The organism is Rhizobium aouanii (genome assembly GCF_037002925.1).
Lineage (GTDB): Bacteria > Pseudomonadota > Alphaproteobacteria > Rhizobiales > Rhizobiaceae > Rhizobium > Rhizobium aouanii.
Genome location: NZ_JBAMYD010000003.1, coordinates 400,295 through 421,581, shown reverse-complemented (window position 1 = coordinate 421,581; position 21,287 = coordinate 400,295). Strand labels below are relative to the sequence as shown.

Annotated in this window: 24 protein-coding genes and 1 pseudogene; 17 read left to right on the top strand and 8 right to left on the bottom strand. The window is 61.7% G+C overall.

The features are described 5' to 3' along the window. The first annotated feature begins 96 nt into the window (after window positions 1-96). Window positions 97-1,803, top strand: coding sequence for a biosynthetic-type acetolactate synthase large subunit (gene ilvB, locus V8P77_RS07910; RefSeq protein ID WP_335911509.1), 1,707 nt, complete (start codon window positions 97-99; stop codon window positions 1,801-1,803). A 167-nt stretch (window positions 1,804-1,970) separates the two neighbouring features. Here the strand turns inward: ilvB and V8P77_RS07905 are convergent, their stop codons facing one another. Both V8P77_RS07905 and V8P77_RS07900 read right to left on the bottom strand, forming a co-directional pair. Beyond that, complete coding sequence (locus V8P77_RS07905; protein WP_335911508.1) at window positions 1,971-2,321, bottom strand: type II toxin-antitoxin system RelE/ParE family toxin; 351 nt, start codon at window positions 2,319-2,321, stop codon at window positions 1,971-1,973. 2 nt (window positions 2,322-2,323) lie between these two features. Next, window positions 2,324-2,575, bottom strand: coding sequence for a ribbon-helix-helix domain-containing protein (locus V8P77_RS07900; protein WP_335911507.1), 252 nt, complete (start codon window positions 2,573-2,575; stop codon window positions 2,324-2,326). Between the two features lie 268 nt (window positions 2,576-2,843). On the opposite strand from V8P77_RS07900, the gene V8P77_RS07895 reads away from it, so the two are divergent. Then, window positions 2,844-6,089, top strand: coding sequence for an adenylate/guanylate cyclase domain-containing protein (locus V8P77_RS07895; protein ID WP_335911506.1), 3,246 nt, complete (start codon window positions 2,844-2,846; stop codon window positions 6,087-6,089). Window positions 6,090-6,163: 74 nt separating this feature from the next. Continuing rightward, a complete protein-coding gene (locus V8P77_RS07890) occupies window positions 6,164-6,844 on the top strand; it encodes a peroxiredoxin-like family protein (protein ID WP_335911505.1) in 681 nt (226 codons plus the stop codon). Window positions 6,845-6,916: 72 nt separating this feature from the next. Here V8P77_RS07890 and V8P77_RS07885 read toward each other — a convergent pair whose 3' ends face one another. The 4 genes from V8P77_RS07885 to V8P77_RS07870 all read right to left on the bottom strand — a co-directional run bounded on the left by V8P77_RS07885 (window position 6,917) and on the right by V8P77_RS07870 (window position 8,728). Beyond that, window positions 6,917-7,471, bottom strand: coding sequence for a cytochrome c (locus V8P77_RS07885; protein ID WP_335911504.1), 555 nt, complete (start codon window positions 7,469-7,471; stop codon window positions 6,917-6,919). Between the two features lie 112 nt (window positions 7,472-7,583). Further along, window positions 7,584-7,916 carry a four-helix bundle copper-binding protein gene (locus V8P77_RS07880; protein ID WP_003539709.1) on the bottom strand — a complete coding sequence of 111 codons (333 nt, stop codon included), beginning with the start codon at window positions 7,914-7,916 and terminating at the stop codon, window positions 7,584-7,586. 11 nt (window positions 7,917-7,927) lie between these two features. Further along, complete coding sequence (gene copM, locus V8P77_RS07875; protein WP_222353590.1) at window positions 7,928-8,359, bottom strand: CopM family metallochaperone; 432 nt, start codon at window positions 8,357-8,359, stop codon at window positions 7,928-7,930. A gap of 39 nt (window positions 8,360-8,398) precedes the next feature. Next, the gene (locus V8P77_RS07870; RefSeq protein WP_335911503.1) at window positions 8,399-8,728 is read right to left on the bottom strand and encodes a hypothetical protein; all 330 of its coding nucleotides are present in this window, start codon (window positions 8,726-8,728) and stop codon (window positions 8,399-8,401) included. Window positions 8,729-8,878: 150 nt separating this feature from the next. On the opposite strand from V8P77_RS07870, the gene V8P77_RS07865 reads away from it, so the two are divergent. From V8P77_RS07865 to V8P77_RS07815, 11 genes and pseudogenes are all read left to right on the top strand, one after another. Then, window positions 8,879-9,382 carry a cytochrome b gene (locus V8P77_RS07865; protein WP_335911502.1) on the top strand — a complete coding sequence of 168 codons (504 nt, stop codon included), beginning with the start codon at window positions 8,879-8,881 and terminating at the stop codon, window positions 9,380-9,382. 155 nt (window positions 9,383-9,537) lie between these two features. After that, a complete protein-coding gene (locus V8P77_RS07860) occupies window positions 9,538-9,948 on the top strand; it encodes a hypothetical protein (RefSeq protein WP_335911501.1) in 411 nt (136 codons plus the stop codon). 94 nt (window positions 9,949-10,042) lie between these two features. Continuing rightward, on the top strand, window positions 10,043-10,270 hold the full coding sequence (locus V8P77_RS07855; RefSeq protein WP_335911500.1) for a hypothetical protein: 228 nt from the start codon (window positions 10,043-10,045) through the stop codon (window positions 10,268-10,270). Beyond that, window positions 10,267-11,733 (top strand): TolC family protein, encoded by a 1,467-nt coding sequence (locus V8P77_RS07850; protein ID WP_335911499.1) that lies wholly within the window; start codon window positions 10,267-10,269, stop codon window positions 11,731-11,733. The genes V8P77_RS07855 and V8P77_RS07850 overlap by 4 nt, the downstream gene beginning before the upstream one ends. Before the next feature lie 13 nt (window positions 11,734-11,746). After that, complete coding sequence (locus V8P77_RS07845; protein WP_335911498.1) at window positions 11,747-13,093, top strand: multicopper oxidase family protein; 1,347 nt, start codon at window positions 11,747-11,749, stop codon at window positions 13,091-13,093. Window positions 13,094-13,124: 31 nt separating this feature from the next. Continuing rightward, window positions 13,125-13,604, top strand: coding sequence for a cupredoxin domain-containing protein (locus V8P77_RS07840; RefSeq protein ID WP_335911497.1), 480 nt, complete (start codon window positions 13,125-13,127; stop codon window positions 13,602-13,604). Between the two features lie 23 nt (window positions 13,605-13,627). Next, complete coding sequence (locus tag V8P77_RS07835) at window positions 13,628-13,915, top strand: copper-binding protein (RefSeq protein WP_335911496.1); 288 nt, start codon at window positions 13,628-13,630, stop codon at window positions 13,913-13,915. Window positions 13,916-13,971: 56 nt separating this feature from the next. Beyond that, entirely contained in the window at window positions 13,972-14,433 is a 462-nt protein-coding gene (locus tag V8P77_RS07830) for a DUF411 domain-containing protein (protein ID WP_335911495.1), read from the top strand. A 111-nt stretch (window positions 14,434-14,544) separates the two neighbouring features. Continuing rightward, window positions 14,545-14,701: pseudogene (locus V8P77_RS07825) on the top strand (AhpC/TSA family protein); the annotation flags it as partial. Window positions 14,702-14,868: 167 nt separating this feature from the next. Continuing rightward, window positions 14,869-15,207, top strand: a complete 339-nt coding sequence (locus V8P77_RS07820; protein WP_025394568.1) for a hypothetical protein — start codon at window positions 14,869-14,871, stop codon at window positions 15,205-15,207. Window positions 15,208-15,379: 172 nt separating this feature from the next. Then, a complete protein-coding gene (locus tag V8P77_RS07815) occupies window positions 15,380-15,916 on the top strand; it encodes a YidB family protein (protein WP_335911494.1) in 537 nt (178 codons plus the stop codon). 47 nt (window positions 15,917-15,963) lie between these two features. Here V8P77_RS07815 and V8P77_RS07810 read toward each other — a convergent pair whose 3' ends face one another. After that, window positions 15,964-17,472: a winged helix-turn-helix domain-containing tetratricopeptide repeat protein gene (locus tag V8P77_RS07810; protein WP_335911493.1), complete on the bottom strand. Its 1,509-nt coding sequence runs from the start codon at window positions 17,470-17,472 to the stop codon at window positions 15,964-15,966. Between the two features lie 143 nt (window positions 17,473-17,615). Further along, window positions 17,616-18,527 (bottom strand): agmatinase, encoded by a 912-nt coding sequence (locus tag V8P77_RS07805; RefSeq protein WP_335911492.1) that lies wholly within the window; start codon window positions 18,525-18,527, stop codon window positions 17,616-17,618. Window positions 18,528-18,873: 346 nt separating this feature from the next. Between V8P77_RS07805 and V8P77_RS07800 the strand changes: the two genes are divergently transcribed. The 3 genes from V8P77_RS07800 (at window position 18,874) to V8P77_RS07790 (ending at window position 21,277) form a co-directional block, all read left to right on the top strand. Beyond that, a complete protein-coding gene (locus V8P77_RS07800; RefSeq protein WP_335911544.1) occupies window positions 18,874-19,986 on the top strand; it encodes an MFS transporter in 1,113 nt (370 codons plus the stop codon). Between the two features lie 122 nt (window positions 19,987-20,108). Then, window positions 20,109-20,597 carry a MarR family winged helix-turn-helix transcriptional regulator gene (locus tag V8P77_RS07795; protein WP_335911491.1) on the top strand — a complete coding sequence of 163 codons (489 nt, stop codon included), beginning with the start codon at window positions 20,109-20,111 and terminating at the stop codon, window positions 20,595-20,597. Next, complete coding sequence (locus V8P77_RS07790; protein ID WP_335911490.1) at window positions 20,597-21,277, top strand: GNAT family N-acetyltransferase; 681 nt, start codon at window positions 20,597-20,599, stop codon at window positions 21,275-21,277. Before V8P77_RS07795 ends, V8P77_RS07790 begins: the two co-directional genes overlap by 1 nt. The last annotated feature ends 10 nt before the right edge of the window (window positions 21,278-21,287 follow it).

The window sequence follows — 21,287 nt, the reverse complement described above, 5'->3', positions numbered from 1 at the left end:
CGGCAACAGCCACCCATGCGCCGAAAACAGGTCCCTGACGGGGCCTTTTTTTATGCCCCGTCGCACCCATCACCTCACTCACGACGGAACCCAGATATGACCGGCGAGACAGCCAACTCTTTCCTCAACAATCCCTCTGATCGTCGCATGAACGGCGGCGAGATCGTTCTGCAAGCGCTGCGCGACAACGGCGTCGAACACATTTTCGGTTATCCCGGCGCAGCGGTGCTGCCGATCTATGACGAAATCTTCCAACAGGAGGACATCAAACATTTCCTGGTGCGCCATGAGCAAGGGGCCGGACACGCCGCCGAAGGCTATGCCCGCTCGACAGGACGAGTTGGCGTCATGCTGGTGACATCGGGACCTGGCGTTACAAATGCGGTCACGGCGCTGCAGGATGCCCTTATGGACTCCGTGCCGCTCGTCTGCCTCGCCGGCCAGGTGCCGACAAGTCTGATCGGAACGGACGCTTTTCAGGAATGCGATACGGTCGGCATCACCCGCCCCTGCACAAAGCACAATTTCCTGGTCCAACACATCGACGATCTTGCCACGACGATCCATCTGGCATTCCGGATCGCGGCGGCCGGCCGGCCCGGCCCTGTTCTCGTCGACATGCCGAAGGACGTGCTCTTCGCCAGCGGGACCTACGTCTCACCTGACAAGGTAGCTCCGCTGCCGAGCTACCAGCCGGCAATGCAAGGCGATCAAAACGCGATCCGAGCGGCGATCTCATTGATGGCCGAAGCCCGGCGCCCCATTATCTATACCGGCGGCGGCATCATCAACGCCGGACCGGAGGCATCGAGATTGTTGCGTGAGTTCGTCGACCTCACCGGCTTTCCGGTAACGTCCACCATTATGGGACTTGGAGCCTATCCCGCCACCGGGCCGAACTGGCTGCGGGTCGCCGGACAGGACGGCTCGCATGAAGCCAATATGGCAATTGGCGAGTGCGATCTGATGGTCGCCATCGGCGCGCGGTTTGACGATCTTGCGATCTCGCGCGTCCATGAGTTTTCGCCTCGCTCGAAGAAAATCCAGATCGATATCGATGCCTCGTCGATCAACAAACGCGTTGCCGTCGACATCGGCATTCAGGGCGACGCCGCGCATGTGCTGGCGGATCTGATCCATGCCTGGCGGTCGCTTTCCAACGTCCCCGAACAGAAGCGGTTGCGGGCGTGGTGGACACAGATCGATCACTGGCGAACCCACGATTCGTTTTCCTACCAGCGGCTGGACCATGCCATCATGCCGCAACATGCCCTGGAGCGCCTGCATGCGCTGACAAAGCCGCACGACCCGATCATCGCCACGGAGATCGGTCAGCAAATGTGGGTGGCGCAGTTCTTCGGGTTCGACAGGCCCAATCGCTGGATTACCTCCGGGGGATTGGGGACGATGGGCTTCGGTCTTCCTGCCGCGCTGGGGGCGCAGCTCGCAAATCCCGGCCGCCTTGTCATCGACATTGCCGGCGACGCGTCGGTGCAAACGACGATGAAAGAGCTGTCGACGGCGATACAGCATCAAGCGCCGATCAAGATCTTCATCTTGAGCGATGAGCATCCGGGCATGGCGCGAGAATGGGATCAAGTGCCGGAGGGCAGTGGTCGATTTCGCTCTTATGCGGCTTCGCTGCCCGATTTCGCCAAGCTTGCAGAAGCCTACGGCGCTATCGGCCTTCATTGCGAGACCCCGGCCGACCTCGACGCCAGGATTGAGGAGATGATCGACGTGGACCGGCCGGTGCTCCTCCACTGCCGGGTTGCAAGGCTGACCGATACCAATCGGCAGTAACGGCTAATGATCGAACACCCCAAAAGCAAGCCGTGCGATCGTGCAGCCCGCAGTCATCGTCTATTCTAGCCGAAGACTTCATGATCGAGACTGGCGTCTCGATCATGGATTTATGCCGTTCCACCGAATCGATTTTCTTCAGCCCGCTTCTGATCAAAGATGCTGTGTCACGACTCTTTGTTTGAAAGAGCGGCCAAGTCCTCTTTAAGCCGCACCGGTAAATCCATCCGTTCGTGAAGAATGCTCATGACGCCAAGATTACCGTTCTCAAGCTCACGAAAGAATAGGTAGTGATGCTCATAGCGGCTGAAATAGGCCCGACGCCTGATGTCAGTGGGAACTGTCAACCGTTGCGGAAGCTGTCGCCAGATCAGGCGATCCTCGCATAAACGCTGCAAATAAACATGTAGCCCGAGAATGTACGCATCTGCCTGTTTTTCTCCCCACGCTTCGAAAGTGTCACGCCAAATCTTGTCCTGCGCGGCGTCAGCGCGTGGATAAAACCGATAGGCTACCATGCTCAGCGGCGCTTGTTGCGGCGGATAACGTCTTCAGGGGAAACGACGACAAACTCGCTGTCGTCGGCACGCATTGCGGGTGCAAGCTCCTTTTGCAGGCCATCCCATGCCTCGTCGCGCGCTTGCAAATCGCGTCGGATCAGGGCGCGAATGTACTCGCTCGCATTCTCATAGAGGCCGTCGTCACCGATCTGCTGCTGAATGTGATCTTGCAGCACGCCGCTGACCTTCACATGAATGCTGCCCGATGCCATGGGCCTACCCTTTCGTTCTTCCTCTATCGTGGTGCAGCGTAGCATATATTGTCAATATTCATCACAAAAAATTCAATCGTGACATGGCTTCTCGAACCTCGCTCGGCGACTCGGCTGGCTTAAAGATGTTCCGAACAGGATCATCATCGTCGGTTCGCCGTTTGTTTAGTGCTTGCGGGCCTGGGGCAGCAGGTTCATGCTTGTTTCCTATTCTGAGGCCTGCTGGTTGCGGCTTAGCCGTACATCGGGGTTTCGTGAGATGCGTCCGATGGAGTGCAGCGGCTGCGGGTTCGATATTCAGAGCGGTTTTGCTTTCTGTCCGCGATGCGGCGCAAGGCAACCTATCACCTGCGCCACCTGCGGCTATCCCTGTCAGCCCGATTTTGCCTTCTGCCCCAGCTGTGGCGCGTCGGTTTCGGCCAAAGTCCAACCCGCGTCGAAGCCAAACATCGAGGCGGTGCAGTCTAAATCTGACGGCGATGCCGACCGGCGGCCGGTGACCGTGCTCTTTGCCGATCTCTGCGGTTTCACGACGCTGAGCGAGCAGATCGACCCTGAAGTCATGCGAGTGCTGCAGAACGAATTGTTCGAAGAGATGACCCAGGCGGTCGAGGCCTATGGCGGCTTCGTCGACAAATTCGTCGGCGATGCGCTGCTGGCGCTGTTCGGCGCGCCGGTCGCTCATGAGGACGATCCGGTCCGGGCGCTCGGTGCCGCACTCGATATGATCGGTCGGGCGACGCAGGTCGGCGAGCGCTGGCACGCCCGCGCCGGCGTGCCGCTGCGTCTGCATATCGGCATCAATAGCGGCCCTGTCGTTACCGGCGGCTTCGGTGCGGTCAATACAAAATCCTATTCGGTGACCGGCGACACGGTAAACATCGCCCAACGCCTGCAATCCATGGCCGGCGAAAACGATATCCTTGTCGGGCCGCTGACCTATCGCCTCACCCGCCATGCCTTTGCCTTCGAGAGTCTCGGAGCGCAGGCGTTGCGCGGCAAAAGCGGAAACGTTCTTGTCCATCGGCTGACAGGGCTGTCGGAAGCGCCGCATACGGCGCGCGGGCTCGAGAGTTTCGGCCTTCAGGCACCGATGATCGGACGGGATACGGAGCTGTCGCGGTTGCTGACATGCCTCGACCTTGCCTGCGGTGGTGCTGCGCAGCTTGTCCGTCTGATCGGCGAGGCGGGCATCGGCAAGTCGCGGCTGGTCAACGAATTCGTCGCAATTGCCGGCACTGCTGCCCGTTTCCAGGGCCTCGCCATCCGCAAAGCGACCTGCTCTCCGCTCGGCGAACAATCCTATGGCACGCTCGGCGCGGTCGTGCGCAGCGCCTACGGCATCGGCGAGCGGGACGATCTCGACAGGGCGCGGCAATTGCTGGCAACGGGGTTCCGCGCGCTCGATCTGACGCAGGAAGAGGTCGAGGGACTTCTGCCGCTTTTTCTGCATGTCCTCGGCCTCGGCGATCCCGATGGCGCGTTGCGGTACATCGAGCCGGAGCAGTTGAGACGGCAGATCTTCTATGCCGTCCGCACCGTCTTCGAGCGGCGGCTGGCGCAGGGTCCTCTGCTGCTTGTCATCGAGGATCTGCACTGGGCGGACGCCGCCTCGCTGGAAGTGCTTCGCTTCATGATGGATCGGCTGGAGCGCAGCCGGTTGATGCTGCTGGCGGTCTACCGGCCGACATCGCAGACCGACCCACTGGACTCCAATCGCGTCAGCGTCACCGTGCAGCGTCTTGGCCCACTCTTTGCGACCGACGGGCAGAAGCTGCTTGCTGCGTTTTTTGGCGAGGGTCACGGCAGATTGCCGGTGACGATGCGCAAGCGCATCCTCGACCGCGCCGGCGGCAACCCGCTTTTCATCGAAGAAATCCTTCGGGCACTGATCGACATGGGCACGTTGCACAATGACGGCCAGCGCTGGCATGTCGCAGCGGAAGACACGGATGTCGATATACCGGTGAACCTGCAAGCCCTGTTGCTTGCCCGCGTCGATCGTCTGCCACAGGAGATCAGACGGCTGGCGCAAGAGGCTGCGGTGGTCGGCCCGAAATTCGATACCGCCCTGCTCCGCACCATCGCCACCGACCCAGCCGCCATCGATGCCGCATTGGATCATCTCTGCGATGCCAATATCATCGAGGAATTGCATGGGCCGGATGCCGGCGGGTCGCCGGGCTATCGCTTCAGCCAGACGCTGATGCATGACGTCATCTATCACAATCTTCTGCTGCAACGGCGCATGGAGCTTCATCGACGGATCGGTCAGGTTCTGGAACGTCAATATGGTGCAGCGCCCGACCGGCCCGAGCATCTGGCACAGCTCGGCCATCACTTCAGCCTGACCACCGAAAAGGCCAAAGGCGCCACCTATCTGATGGCGGCGGGCGATCTGGCGCGCAAGGCCTACGCCAATGACGATGCAATGCGCCTCTACCGTCAGGCCCTTGCGGCCTTCGCAAACGAGGCGGAGGTGACACCGGAGCAACAGGCGCTCTTGGAGCGTCTTGCCGATCTCTGCGGTCCCGCCGGCCTGCGCGACGCCGCCTTGAACCATTATCAGCGGGCGCTGGCGATCCACCGCACCAGAGACAATCCTATCGCCGCGGCGAGGATATTGCGCAAGATCGGCCGTTTGCATCTCGATGCAGGGCGCCGCGATCAAGCGGAGACACATTTGGCCGAAGCCGAAGCGATGATCGCAACGATCGATGCGCCGGTCGAACGTGCACATGTCCTGCAGGAGCGCGGCCATCTGGCCTTCCGCATGGGGGATCAGTCCGCTGCCGCAGAGTGGGCGACGCAGGCGCTGCAATGCCTGCAAACGCTGCCGATCGACGGGACGACCGAGGCCGGACGAGAGACAGCGCGAGCGATGGCGGAGGCGCTGAACACGAAGGGTGCGGCCTTTGCGCGGCTCGGACGTCGCCGCGAGGCCGTACAGGAAGTGGAGCGCAGCCTCTCGGTTGCCGAAAAGGCCGATCTGCAAAGTGCCGCCTGTCGCGCCTATTCCAATCTCGGCGTTCTCTACACAATTGTCGATCCCGCCAACGCCATCAGGATCTGCCGGCGCGGTCTGGAGGTTGCGACCCGTATAGGCGATCTCGGCTTCCAGGCGCGCCTTCTCGCAAACCTCGCCGTCGCATGCTGTACCTTCACAGATCGCTGCGCCGTCGAAGGTGTACCAGCGGCGGAGAAGGCCGTCGAAATCGACCGGGCGCTCGATCAGCGCGACCATCTCTCCGTGCCGCTGATCGTGCTGGGCCAGATTCATCAATGCCACGGGCAGCCGAAGCTAGCTCGTAAGTATTACGAAGAAGCCCTTGAGGTTGCGAAGGAAATTGATGAACCGCAACTGCTCTTTCCGTGCTATGATGGCTTGGCGACGCTCAGCCTTGAGCATGACGACATGGACGAGGCGGAACGGTATTTCACGCTGGCACAGGATGTGTGCATCCGCCACAACCTCGACCCAGGCACGCTCGTCGTCTTGCCGTTTCTCGACTGATCTGTCCTCGTTGAAGTGATCGCCGGAGATCGATTTGGCAAATCGATTCAAAAACATAAAGGGAGGAACGAAACATGCAGGAGAACCACGCCGGAAGACCATTGCAGCCGGGAGATCGCGCGCCGAACGTGGTGCTGGATGCGATCACCCGCCAGGGCAAGGTCGCCATCGACGATTTTCGCGGCCAGAAGCCGGTGCTCGTCGGCTTGTTCCGCGGATTGCATTGCCCCTTCTGTCGCCGGCAGATCGCCGCCATGGCCGAACTCACCGACGCCTTGCAGGAGAAGGGCATCGACAGCCTGACCGTCGTCAACACGCCGATCGACCGCGCCCGCCTCTATTTCCGCTACCATCCACTTCCCAATCTGCTGGCGGCCTCGGACCCGGAACGGGTATCGCACAGGGCCTTCGGCCTGCCGAATCTGCAGTTCACTGAAGATGAGAATGAGTGGCCGCGCAAAGTCAGCATGAACACGGTGATGTCCATGCGCATCGACATGCCGGGCGAGCTTCCAGCGCCTATGGACCCGATGGCGGCGTCGGAATTCCTCGACAAGGCGGACGGCTATGAAATCACTGAGGATGACGAGCAGATGATCGCCACCGGCCACGGCCAGCTCGTCGGCGAATTCCTGCTCGATCGGGATGGCGTCGTGCGCTGGTGTTTCACGGAAGTCGAGGAGGATGGCCGCCATATGTTCGGCGGTCCGGCCCCTCGGGAAGTGATGTCGGCGGCGTCGAACATGGCTGTTTGAAGCGAATGAGGCCGTGCTTGAAAGGTCGGACGCTTGAACAAGGCGAGCAATTCCGGTCCCGCGTGATCGCCCTTATTCCATCCTGAACTTGGCGTGGCAGGTCGTACAGGTCTGGAGCATGAGGTGGAACGCGTGTTCCGCCGGCATTGCCAGCAGTTCCTGCTCGTCGCGGACGTGGGTGCCGAGCGGGCCGCCACCCATGGCTTCTCCAGGCTTCATGCGCATGCTGGCGGACATCGGTCCTGGATTGTTCTGCGCGGCGGCGTCCAGCGCGACGGCGTAATCGCCCAGGTCGTTGGCGATGCGGTCGAACCGCTCGCGCTCCTTAAGGATGTTCGGCCCGGCCTTCGATTGCCGACTGTCGGCCTCGGACCCGAAATGTGCGGAGAGAACACTCCCGGACTTGTCACGGATGGTGTCGGCCGCCCATTTGAACTCGCTGGCCTTGTAAGCCGCCGGATCCTTGAACATGCCGGAGATCGTCTTCGCCGCGGCGGCCATGGCCTTCATGTCCGCCTGTCGACGGGAGACGGGGTCCTCCGCGGCTGGCGACGGAACCCCCGTCATCAGGACTGCTCCCACGATGGAGAGCAGTCCAACCTTCTTCGTGTAAGCGGTCTGTTTCATAAACGCTGCGTTCCAAACCGGGCCATGCCACTTGCTTCGGATATCCGTCGCTTCACCGGATATCCGTTCTCATCTGGGCAGGAAGAGGGCGAACGGACACCCCCCTCCCCGATCACGCTGCCATCTTGCGGCAGCTATCGGCGCAACGACGGCAGGCGTCGACGCAGCTTTGCATATCGCCCACCCGCTCGCAGTCTTCGGCGCACTGGCCGCAGATTTCTGCGCATTCCCGGCAGACATGCTTGTGGTGCTCCGAGCCGATCAGCATGAAGTGCGCAGAGGTCCGGCAAATCTCAGCGCATGCCATCATCAGCTTGAAGTGCGGAGGCTTGGTGTGCTCCCCGCCCAGTTCCAGGCAATGTCCCATGGCCATCGACAGGCATTCGCTGTAGCAAGCGAGGCAATTGTCGATGCAGGCTTTCATTTCAGTCGACATGTGATGCATGGCTCAATCTCCTATTTGGCTTCCTTGTCCACCCACCTGGACATCTCTTCGATCTCCTTTTTCTGGGCTTCGATGACCTTTTGGGCCATCTGCTTGGCCTCTTCATTGTCGCCGTACTTCAGTTCGACCTCCGACATGCTGATCGCGCCCATGTGGTGGGCGATCATGCCGCAGACGAAGGAGACGTCGGCGTCCTTCTTCATCATCCCCTGCATCATGTTCATGTGCATGCCCTTCATGCCGTCCATCGACGCCTTCTGGTAGTCGGTCATGTCGCCCATCGGCATGCCGCCCGAAGGCATGTCCGCCTTCGACATGTCCATGTCTTCGGACTTGCATTTTTCCGGATAGGTCATCGTCGATTGGGCGGAAACCGCCGACGGCAGGATTGCAAAGCCGGCGGCGACTGCCGTGCACAAGGCAAGCTTGGTGAACGTCTTCATGTTTCGATCTCCGAAATCTGGTTGATTGTTTGGTCCGTCTCAGCCCGCCTGAAATCGGGGCGGCGGATCGATCGCACCGATCAGCAGGAGCGGCCTGTCGACGGACTGCGTCCGTTCATGCCTTCCCGGTTCGAAGTGCGGAGCCGCGACCTTGGCAAGTTCCGGAAGGATCGGACAGCAGTGCATCGCCGAACAGCACCCGGCCTGCATGCCATAGGCATGCCCCACATGGTGATCACGCTCCCCCACCACTGCACAGTGCTGGCTTTGAAGGGTGCTCGGCGCCGCGGCCATGCCGAAAGGATTTGCCGCCACCAGGAGAGCGACGACCAAAAGCTGAGCGTACCGGAAGATGCTTCCAAGTCTCATTCGGCTGGTTTCCTTCCGGCGCCGAACGGTGCGGCAGCCGCAATGTTCCACAGTACCAGTGATCTGTGGCGGCCTTGCGTTTTGGCAACGGCCAATGAGGAAGCATTAACCGTCGCCGGCTAGTCTGCGCCTCTCGCTCGGAACAATTCGATGAAACCTGGCTATTCGCTGGCCCAGATAGGACTTCACTGGCTGGTCGCCCTCCTGGTGCCGGTCCAGTATCTGACGGGCGGCAGCATCGAGAGAACCCACCACGCCGTCCACATGAGCATGACTCCGGCGTACTGGGACGTCGTCCAGCACCATCTCCACAACTATGGGGGAATGGCGATCGGCCTACTGATGGGCCTGCGGCTGGTTCTTCGTCTTCTTCAGCCCTCCGAAACCAGCGCACCCAGCTCATGGAGTGAGCGAGCAGCCGCGGCGCTTCACCACGCCTTCTACGCCGCGATCATTGGGCAGGCCTGCATGGGCGTCGTCGCTAGCTACTTCTGGTTCGGGATTGCGCCGTACCACGTCGTCGGATCGAGGATCATCCTGGCGATGGTGACGCTGCATCTCGCGGCGGCGATTTGGCATACGGTCGTCGCCCGTGACGAGACGGTCGACCGGATGGTGTTCCCGCTCCGGAAGCGGTCAGCCGAAGATCTGTAACGTGGCGAACATCAGCACGACGTAGCGGCCGGTCTTGGCTGAGAATACCAGGATCTGAACGGGATGAGCGGTTCCGTGCCACATAAAGGACGCGAACATCGACGAAAGATGAGTCGCAATTGAAATCGAGCTGCTTTGCATGTAGTTCGAGGAGCATGGGCAAGATGTACCGAATCGCAATGAGCAGACTGCTCGTGTTGATGCGGCTGGTGATCATCGTATCACTGGCGGGGTACTCCCTGTCGAACGCTAATGCGGTGATGCATGGCTCCTCCTTCCCCGAGCTGAAAGCCGTCGTCTCGGACGTGACGCCATCCCACGAAGGCCACGACATGTCGGCGGCGGCCCATCACGGCCACTCGCATGGCGACGTATCCGAAGAAGAGGACGATGGTGCGTCGAAGCTCGTCAAGCAGGAATGCTGCAAGGACTTCTGCGGCGGCTTTGGCATCATTTGTGAAGGCCAAGATGTCAGCAGACCCGTCGTAACCTCGATCCGGCAGTTCATCGACGACCGGACGACCCTTGGCGAGCTGCCGCCCCTCCACCGTCCCCCGAATATCTGAATAGAGACGTACCCGTTTGATCGGGTCTAGTCGGACGCTTGCCTGCTTCCGGGCGAGCGCCCCGTAAGGCTATCTCATATTCGGAAATTTCATAATGAAACCCTCGCTTTTCGTGGTGGGGCTGCCGCTTGTCGTCGGCGGCTGCGCATCCACACTTCCTCCCGACGTGGTGGCGTCTTCCACCGCGGTCGACCAGCCGTCCGCACCTCCGGCGGCATACAGGTCGCCGATCGCAGGCTACGTCGCCCGGCAGCCGGTCGATCCCAAACCCTGGCGCAGACAGAACGATCTGCAGTCTCCCATGAATGGAGACGGCTCATGATCGGCACCAGAAAACTGGTCGTGGCGCTGGCATTTCCGCTTGCCTTGAGCGGCTGCGTTACAGGCGCCGAGTATTCCCGCAAAGACGCGGGCTTCCCCTCCGTTGCCAACAAGACCGCCACCGTCACGGCGAAAGAGACTGTCTGGATCCAGAACCAGAACCAGGCCCGATCGGCGGCCGCGCAGGTCAAAAGCCTGCTTGCTCGAACGAAGCCCGTCGATGTCGAGACGGCCGTCCAGATTGCGCTGCTCAACAACAAGGGACTGCAGGCCGCCTATGCCGATCTTGGCGACAGCGCCGCCGATGCCTGGCAGTCGACGATGTTCCTCAACCCGACCGTCTCCATCGGCACCACCGGCATCGGGACTCCGGGACTGCAGGCGTTCAAGACGATCGAAGGAATGATTGCGACGAACATCCTGGCGCTCGCCACGAAGAACAGGGACATGGCGATCGCCGACACCCGCTTCCGGCAGGCGCAATTGACCGCGGCGGTGAAGACACTCCAAGTCGCCGCCGACACCCGGCGCGGCTGGATCACCGCGGTGGCGTCATGGGAGACCGTCGGGCAGCTCCAGCGCGCCCAGGCGACCACCGACGCAGCCTCGGAACTCGCGGAGAAGCTTGGCGAGACCGGCGCAATGACCAAGGGCGCTCAAGCCCGTGAGCATGTCTTCGTCGCCGAACTCGCCGGAGAAACGGCGAAGGCCCGCCTGTCCGCCCGTCTTGCCAAGGAGGAGCTGACGCGGCTGATGGGCCTCTGGGGCTCAGATCTGGATTACCAAATTCCGAACAGCCTGCCGCCACTGCCCAAGTCCGTCATCAGACGCGATACCATCGAGGCCGAGGCTCTCAGGAACCGCATCGATCTGCAGATCCCCAAGCTCGACCTTGAGGCCACGGCCAAGTCCTACGGCCTCACCGAGGCGACACGCTATGTGACCGACCTCGAAATCCTGACCGGTTTCGAAACGGAACGCGAAATCGAGGACGACGAGACGAAAACGCGAACCACTGCGCAGGTCGAGCTTGAGTTCGCCATCCCGATCTTCGACACCGGCAAGGCCCGGATGCGCAAGTCCGAGCTGGCCTACATGCGGGCGGCGAACCTCTTGGCGGAGAAAGCCGTCAACGTCCGCTCGGAAGCACGCTCAGCCTACGAGGCTTACCGCTCGAACTACGATATCGCGCGGCACTACCGCAACAGCGTCGTGCCGCTGCGCACCAAGGTCGAGGAGGAATCCCTGCTGACCTACAACGGCATGATCTCGAACACCTTCGAGCTGCTGACAGACACCCGCGACAAGATCAACTCCATCCTGCTCTCCGTCAACGCGAAGCGAGATTTCTGGCTGGCCGAAGCCGATCTGGCGCCTGCGATCTACGGCGGCGGCACGACGAAGGCGTCGGCAGAGACCGAGGTCGCCGCTGCTTCCGAAGGCAGCGCTGGCGGCGGTCATTGAGAAAGGACACACCATGTTCAACAGACGACAACTTTTTGGAGCCAGCGCCGCTCTGCTCAGCACAGCCGCTTGGACGAAGACGTCGGCGATGGGCCTGCCCGACGCGCCGACCATGGAATCGGCGGACATGCAGCCGCCGCTTCACCCTGCCTCAGGTCCGGACTATCAGCCCGTGGTCACCCTCAACGGCTGGACCCTGCCGCACAGGATGAACAATGGCGTCAAGGAGTTCCACCTCGTCGCCGAACCGGTCGAACGCGAGATGGCGGACGGCATGACCGCCTATCTGTGGGGCTACAACGGACAGTCACCGGGACCGACGATCGAGGCTGTCGAGGGCGATCGCGTCCGGATCTTCGTCACCAACAAGCTGCCGGAGCACACGACGATCCACTGGCACGGCATGATCCTGCCGTCGGGCATGGACGGCGTCGGCGGCCTGACGCAACCGCATATTCCAGTCGGCAAGACCTACGTCTACGAGTTCGACCTCGTGAAATCCGGCACCTTCATGTACCACCCGCATTCCGACGAGATGGTGCAGATGGCCATGGGCATGATGGGTTTCTTCGTGATCCATCCGAAAGATCCCAAGTTCATGCGCGTCGACCGAGACTTCGTCTTCCTGCTCAACGCCTACGACATCGACCCCGGCTCCTACGTGCCGCGGATCATGGAGATGACCGACTTCAACATGTGGTGCTGGAACAGCCGCGTGTTCCCGGACATCAGCCCTCTGGTCGTGTCGAAGAACGACAGGGTGCGCGTCCGCGTCGGCAACCTGACGATGACCAACCATCCGATCCACATGCATGGCTACGATTTCGAGGTGACCTGTACCGACGGCGGTTGGGTGCGGCCGGAAGCGCGGTGGCCGGAGGTGAGCATCGACATCCCCGTCGGCGCGATGCGTGCCTACGAGTTCGACGCCAAGTATCTCGGCGACTGGGCGATCCATTGCCACAAATCGCACCACACGATGAACGCCATGGGTCACGACATTCCAACCTTCATCGGTGCGGACAAATCGAAGGTCGCCGAAAAGATCAGGAAGCTGCAGCCGGAATACATGCCCATGGGCACCAAAGGCATGGCCGACATGGGCGAAATGGAAATGCCCATCCCCGAGAACACCGTTCCGATGATGACCGGCTGGGGGCCGCATGGTCCGATCGAAATGGGCGGCATGTTCTCGGTCGTAAAGGTCCGCGAGGGGATCTCGGCGGACGATTACTCAGATCCTGGCTGGTACGAAAACCCGCCCGGAACGCAGGCCTTCGAGTGGACCGGAGACCTTCCGGACGCGACCAAGGCCAAAGACGCAAAAACGCAAATCACGCCGAAGCCGACAAACGGCTGAGGTCCAATCTCAACATCGAAAGGAATTCCGGATGAAGAATTATCTCATGGCACTGGCGCTCGTCGCCCTCGCGTCTCCAGCGCTCGCTTCCGGCAATCATGCCGGTGGCCACGGTGAGAAGATAGCTGTCGGAGAACCCGGCGACAAAGCCAAGGCGACACAGACCATCCGCGTCACGATGAAGGAAACTGACGACGGAAAGATGCTCTTCATTCCCGCGGTCTTCAACGTCCGCAAGGGGCAGACGGTCAAGATCGCGATCAAGAATGCCGGAACCATCGACCACGAATTCGTGCTCGATCAGGAAGACAAGATTCTGGAGCACAAGAAGGTCATGGAGAAGTTCCCGGAAATGGAACATGCGGACGCCAATTCCATCCGTCTTCCGGCAGGCCAATCCGGCGAGATCGTCTGGAAATTCACCACCGACGGCGAGTTCAAGTTCGCCTGCCTTATCCCCGGCCATTACGAAGCCGGCATGCACGGCGACGTCACCGTCGCCGGGAAATAATCAGCAAAAAAGGAGCTGCGAACATGAAAACTGCCATGATCAAAATCAGCGTGGCCGCCCTGCTCTCTGCCAGCGCGGCCTCCGGCGCGTTCGCCCAGGAATTCACCAAGGGTGTCGTCAACAAGGTCGACGCCAAAACGAACAAGGTGACCATCAAGCATGAGGACCTGAAGAGCCTCGACATGCCTGCGATGACGATGGTTTTCCGGGTCGAAGACCCGGCTCTGCTCGAAAGGCTGAAGGAAGGTTCGCAGATCGAGTTCGTCGCCGAACGCGTGAATGGCAAGCTGACCGTCACTGAAGTAAAATAGTGGGCTCCTGCCGCCCGGTCTCGATCCGGGCGGCAGGACATCAAGGAGTGGAGACGATGCACAGGAGAAGCTTTATTACAATGGCGGCATCCGCCTTGGCGTTCGTTGGCGGAGGGACACGTGCCGCCACGCCGACGAAGATGACGGTCTACAAGGATCCAAACTGCGGCTGCTGTCATGAATGGTCGAAGGCGATGGCGGCAGCAGGATTTTCCCTCGACGCTCGCGACACCGACGACCTTGCAGCGATCAAGGCGCGGTTGGGCGTGCCGGCCGACATGCAGGGATGCCACACCGCCGTCGTCGAGGAATACTACCTCGAGGGACATGTGCCGCTCGAGGCCGTCCAGCGCCTGTTGCAGGAGCGGCCGCCGGTCCGGGGGCTGGCCGTGCCGGGCATGCCGTCCGGCTCGTTGGGAATGGGCGACGACCCGCAGGCGTCCTATGACGTGTATGCAATCCCGTCAGGGACCGGAGCGCCATACGTGTTCAAGGAGGTCCGTCCCCGGAAGGGCTGACGTTGCGATCGATCGGGCCAGAACCGAGCGGCGATCAGGAACCCGGAGCGGGACCGCCCTCGCCAGACTGAGACTGATCGACCGGTTGCCGCCGAACGACGCTGCGTGATCGCCATCGGCGAAGGCCAGCCCGCAGGCGAATTTCTGCTCGATCGGATGGTGTCGTGCGCTGGTGTTTCACCGAAGTCGAAGCGGATGGCCGCCATATATGTTCGGCAGTCCCACCCCGCGGGAGGTGATGTCGGCAGCGTCGAACATGGCTGTTTGAAGCGAATGATCTTTAAAGCGCATCGCATCGAAATTGGATTCATGTGACGCGCTTTCCATGAGACGAACTACAAGTTCGTCGCTCGCATCGACTCCTCTTATCTCAAGGAACAAATCTCGCATGGCGATGTTGTCATTTATATAAACATTGAACCATGGGAGGAACTCATGCGGAAATCTCTTCAGTTCGTACTGGTCGGCTTGGCCGCGATAACCGGGTTGACGATCTCGCCGACGATCGCGGCCGCGCAGGATTTGGAGCTGCGGCTCGGCCCCGGTGGCGTCGGCGTTTACGACCGGGATCGCGATCGTGATCGATATGGATATGATCGCCGCGGACCGCGAGGCTGCGACCCGGATGATGCTCTCGACATCGCGCGGAGCGAAGGACTTCGCAGAGCACAGATCGTACGCATGTCTCCCCGCAGAATCGTTGTGCAGGGGATGACGCGCCGTGGACCGGAACGAATGACCTTCGCAAACCAGCGCGGCTGCCCGGAAATCTGACCGCGGCGTGAGCCATGAGGTGGGCCGGCCGGCCTTCGAGACCATCGGAGGATTCCAACCGTGCGGCCTTGTTTTCAAAGCGACGGAACCTTTGGCCCCTCTGGACATTGCTGCCCATGCAGCGCTCTGCTTTGGGTCGCGTGCACGTTGGAGCACCATAGGAGGATTCATCATGATGAGCGGTCAATTGAAGGCGCTTCTCGCCGTCCTTGCCGTTGCCGGCTATCAAAACAGAGACAAGATCGGGGAGCTTCTACGGGGCATTCAGAACCCTCAGCAGGCCGGCGCGGGAAACCAGCAGCCCGGCGGGGGGCTTGGCGGCATTCTTGGCGGACTGACCGGCTCGGGTGGTCTCGGCGGCCTTCTCGGCGGGCTGACGTCCGGAAGCGTCGTCAGCGGCGGCCTGGGCGATCTGCTGAAGACGTTTCAGCAGAATGGTCACGGTGACAAGGCTGAGTCGTGGGTAAAACCCGGTCCGAATGCGGACATTGATGACGGCCAGCTCGCGGAAGCACTGGGACCGGACGTTCTCAACGAGATCGCGGCCAGTACCGGCCTTTCGCATGAAGAGATTCTGGGGCGCCTGAAGCGCGATCTTCCGAAAGCTGTCGACGACCTGACCCCAGAGGGAAAAGTACCCACCGCCGAAGAGAGCTTTTTGTCTTCTGCTAGTCAAGCGACCACCACCGCACGGCCCGGCACCCTCTAATTTCGGGCCGTCTTTGCGTCGCACCAGCGCATCACTCGGCCAGCGCATCACTCGGGGAGACCGGCCTTGCGGTACCCGTCGATGAAATGCGCAAGCGTCCGAGCGTCACGGAACGGTTCGGCCGCCGCCCAGTGGCGGGTTGAAAAATGCGGGTTGGCGACGAGGAACAATTCGACCTCGGCATGCGCCTCGTCGAGCCGGCCGAGTTGGGCAAGGCTTGCCGCCAGGAAACGGCGTGAGCTCGTGCGATAGGTCTCGTCCCGGCGCAGCGTCTCGATGGCGGCTTCGTATTGGCCGGCGGCATATTGCGCCTGGCCGAGCGTCAGGTAATACCAGCCTGCCGGGAACGGGTTCAGCCGGAAGGCCTTGGCGATATGCTCAAGCCCCTCCCCGATCCGCCCGGCGAGAACCGCGATGTCGGATAGGGCCGCAAAGGTGTCGGCCTCATTCGGGTCGAGTTCGATCGCCTTGGCGAACTCCGCATCCGCCTCGGCGAAACTGCGCTCGTAGGCAAGCAGGTAGGCGAGGATCCAGCGGCAGCCGGCATCGTTGGGATCGATCGCCACCGCCTTGCGCGCCAGTTGCAGAGCAGTCTTACGCGTAGGCTCCGTCGGTCCGCCGGAATGCACCTCTCCCATCCAGTGATTTATGGCAAGCCAGCGATAGGGCTCCGCATAGGCGGGGTCGAGCGAAATCGCCCGCGTCAGCATCAGATGTGCTTCCCGCGCCGTCTGCGGCGAGTCGTCCATCAGCTTGCGCGCCCGCACGCAGAGATCGTAGGCTTCGAGATTTTTGGGCCGGTTGCGCGGCGGCGGTGCGCGCAGCCGGCCGAGCAGCGCTTCCACGATCTTGGCGGTCACCTCGTCCTGAACGGCAAAGATATCGTCCAGGCTGCGGTCGAAGCGTTCCGCCCAGAGATGATCGCCACTGACGGCGTCGACCAGCTGGGCGTTGATGCGCACCTGCCCTGCTGCCCGGCGTGCGCTCCCTTGCAGCAGGTAGCGCACGCCGAGCTCCTCGGCGATTGCGCGCACATCCATCGCCCTTCCCTTATAGGCGAAGGCCGAGCTGCGGGCGATGACGAACAGGCCCGGCATCCTGGACAGGTCGGTGATCAGGTCTTCGGTCAGCCCATCGGCGAAGGATTCCTGCTCGGGATCATTGCTGATATTGACGAAGGGCAGCACTACTATCGATGGTTTGTCGGGCAGCGGCAAAGGTTTTCGCTTGACGCGGCCAAGCTGATTGATGGCGCCGGTGAAACGGTAGCCGACACGCGGCACCGTAGAGATCCATTCACCGCCGTCGGCGGCCGGACCGAGCAGCTTGCGCAGTTGCGCGATCTGGACGGTGAGGTTGCCCTCCTCGACTGATATGCCCGGCCAGGCCGCGTCCATCAACTCGCCCTTCCCCAGGATTTCTCCGGGCCGCTCGACGAGGGCAGCAAGCAGCTTTACCCCGCGATGACCAACGGCAACGGGATCATCGTTCCGAAGGAGCGTTCCAGCCACCGGATCAAACACAAACGGACCAAAGGCAAAGCGCGATCCCTGCATCGAGCGCATCCTAGAGACTTTCAGCCTTCGTTGGAACTGTTCAGCAGGGGACAATTCGGTCCAGTTCAAGGCTCTAGCCGCATCAGAACACCCTCTCGCTCGTCGATGAAACCTTGTCCGGCTACCATGCCGCGAGCCGGATCTCAAACCTGCCGGGCGATGGCGCCGACTACATTGACGACAAGGCGCGCGGCGGTCAGGGCCGACAGGCGGTCGATGTCGGCAGGAGGATAGAGCTCGACAAGATCTAATCCTGCGATCCTGGCCCGCCTGCCAAGGCCGGCAATCAGGTCGATTACCTCGGTATAGGTGAGGCCGCCGGGCGTCCGCGCCGCCACACCCGGCATGATGCTGGGATCGAGGCTGTCGCAGTCGAGCGTGATCACGACCCGCGCTCCTTGCGGAATATGCCGGAGAGCGGCTTCGGCGCCGTCGGCGTGAATTTCACGGGCAGTGACGAAGCGGCTGCCGTAGGCCCGCGCCGCTTCGATGTCGGCGAGGCGTGCGCTGCCGACACTACGGAGGCCGACCTGCACCATGCCGGCGACATGCGGCATCTCGCTCGCCCGACGCATCGGGCTCGAATAGCCGAAACGCTCGCCATGCACGTCGTCACGCCAGTCGATATGGGCGTCGACCTGCAGGATCCAGACCGGTTCATGATCGGCAAAGCCGGCGATGAAGGGAATGGTCACGGAACAGTCGCCGCCGAGCAGGATCGGCACGGCGGGCACAGACAGGATCTCGCGCGTCTTCACCTCGATCCGGGCGCGGTTGGCGGCATTGTCATGCATGGAGGTTTCGACGTCACCGGCGTCGATGCAGCACCCCGGTTTACCATCGAACAACGGTCCGCCGAGATCGAAGTCCCAGTGCTCTAAGAGCGCGGCATCGTCCTGGCTCACAGCGCGGATGGCATCGGCAGCCAGGACATAGCCGCTGCTGTCCTTGCCCGGATAGGTGCTGCCGTGACCGGCTGCGAAGATCACCGCACGGGGCAAACGGCCATCGGCGAGGCGATTTGGAAGGCCAAGAAAGGAAGGCGAGGCGGTCATTTCCTGATTGTCCTGATGATGTCCGGCGGAAATTGCTGTGGTGAGGACTTTTGGTCGGGGCAAAATTCGATGCAGACCTATTTAGTCCCTTTGGAAGTTTTTGAGAACTTTTTGGACGCGCTTAATTACGGCGCTCGCCGTATCCCGCAGAATTCGTCCTCTTTTGAGCTTGAAGGTTCCCGCACCTTCAAACCCCATGGAGGTTGCCATGAACGATACTTCCACCCCTGCATTGGCGCCGCATCACGCGGCGCGGGCGGGAACGTCTGTGGAGCCGTCAGACGTGTCGGATCGGCACTTGCACGGCACGACATCGCCGCGAGATGATCGGATCCCATGGGCCGCAATGGCGGGTATCATCGCGACCGTCACGGTATTTGCCGTGGCGCAGGGGCTGACCTATCCGCTGCTCAGCTTCATCCTGGAGCGGCAAGGGACGACATCAGGCCTGATCGGCTTGTCGGCGGCGATGACGCCGCTCGGTTTCATTCTATCGGCGCCCTTCATTCCGGCGCTTTCGCGGCGCGTGGGTGGGGCGCGGCTGGCGACCCTGTGTTCGATCCTGGCCGCGCTCACCCTAATGACGATTGCCTGGGCGCAGGACGTCTGGGCCTGGATGCCGCTGCGCTTCCTGCTCGGCGTCTTCGCCAATCCGCTTTACGTGATCAGCGAAACCTGGCTGATCTCGCTCACGCCGGCGCTGCGCCGGGGCCGGATCATGGGACTCTATTCATCGATCGTTTCGGGCGGCTTCGCCATCGGCCCGCTGTCGCTCTGGCTCACCGGCACTGAGGGTTGGCCGCCCTTCGCGATCGGCATTACGGCCTTCCTCTTCTGCGGCCTGATCGTGCTTGCGGTCGTCCCACGCCTGCCCGACATGCCTGGTGAAGGCGAGGCAACATCGGTGGGCCGCTTCTTCTCGCTGGCACCGCTGCTGTTATTTGCGGTTTTTACTGCCGCCGCCTTCGAGCAGATCCTGCTTTCGCTGTTTGCGGTCTATGGCGCAGCACTCGGCAGCGCCGAGGAGCGCATCGCGTCGCTCATCACCTGTTTCATTGCCGGCAATGCCGTGCTGCAGATTTTGCTCGGGCGCTTGGCCGAACGGTTCAGCTCGGCGCGGATGATGCTCTTCTGTGTCCTGGCTTGCCTCGCCAGCTGCTTGCTGCTGCCGTGGGCCTTCAATTCGTGGCTCATATGGCCGCTCGTCTTCGTCTGGGGTGGGGTCTCGTTCGGGATCTACACCCTGTCGCTGATCCAGCTCGGCGAGCGTTTCACCGGCCAGGCCCTGATCGCCGGCAACGCCGCCTTCGCCTTGGTATGGGGCATCGGCGGCATCGTCGGCTCGCCTGCGACAGGACTGGCGATGCAACTGATCGGACATCAGGGTCTACCATTGTCCCTTGGTCTGCTCAGCTGTGTGCTGGCGGCGTTGCTGATGGCCAGGAGATGGCGGGGCTGATCGAGGTACTTGTTCGTGCCATGCCGCCCTGTCCCGGGATTCATCTGCCGGCCCTTTCCGCAGAAGAATTGCCCCTTAATGTATAACATGTTATATAATAACCAATACAAATGGAGATCAACATGGTCGAGGATGTGGTCCGGACGCTGGGGTTTCTGTGCATGGGCAGCCGGTTGCGGCGCATCGGAGAGAGGCTGCAGGCCGATACGCAGCAGGTCATCGACGAGGCCGGTCTCAGCATCCAGGCGGGCCAATATCCATTCATTGCAGCGATCGACCGGGCTGGGCCATTGACGATCGGCGAACTCGCGCAGGCGGTGGGCATCACCCAGCCCGGCGCAACCCGCACCATCGGCCAGCTTCTCGAACTCGGTTACGTCGACATGCAGCCGGCCCCGGATGATCAGCGTCGCAGACTGGTCTCGCTGACCGACAAGGGACAGGACCTCGTCGATCATTCGAAAAAGGTGATCTGGCCGCGCATCGCCGCTGCCGTTGCGGATCTCTGCGGCGATCTCGACGGGCCGATCCTCGAACAGCTGGCAGCCATCGAGGACGGGCTTGCGGCGGTGCCGCTTGCGCGCCGCAACGCCGCCAAGGAGGAACGATAATGCCCCATGTCCTCGACCGACCCATCTGGAGCGCGCTGGAGACCGCGCATGCCCATCTTGCCGAAGGCGGCAAGTCCGCGCGGCGATACCCACCCGCCATCGTCCCTTTCGCGGCGTCCGCCGACGATACGCCGGAGAGCCTCGACGCCCTGGAGAACCTGCCTTCGCAAGAGGAGAGCATGATTCTCGTCGAATCCGGTCCGATCGCCATTCCACCGGGTCTTGCCGTCATCACTGAAGCATCGGTGGTCCAGATGGTAGCCGAGCGGCGCTGTGAGCGGATTTCCGATCCTCGCATCCAGCCGCTGACGGAGGCCGATGCCGCCGACATGCTTGATTTGGCGACACTGACCAAACCCGGGCCGTTTACGTTGCGAGCCCAGAGCCTCGGCAGCTTCTGGGGGATCAAGAGCGAAGGCCGCCTGGTGGCGATGGCCGGGCAACGGATGCGGCAGACAGGCTTCATCGAGCTCAGCGGGCTTTGCACCCATCCCGAATTCCAGGGACGCGGCCTCGGCGCCGTGCTCTTCCGCTTCGTTGCCGGAGAGATCGCATCGAGCGGCGACACAGCCTATCTGCACGCCTATGCCGCGAACACATCGGCCATTTCGCTCTACAAGACACATGGCTTTGCGCTTCGCTCTGAGATGAACATGCGCGTGGTCAAACGTCGCTCCTGAGCAAAGCCCC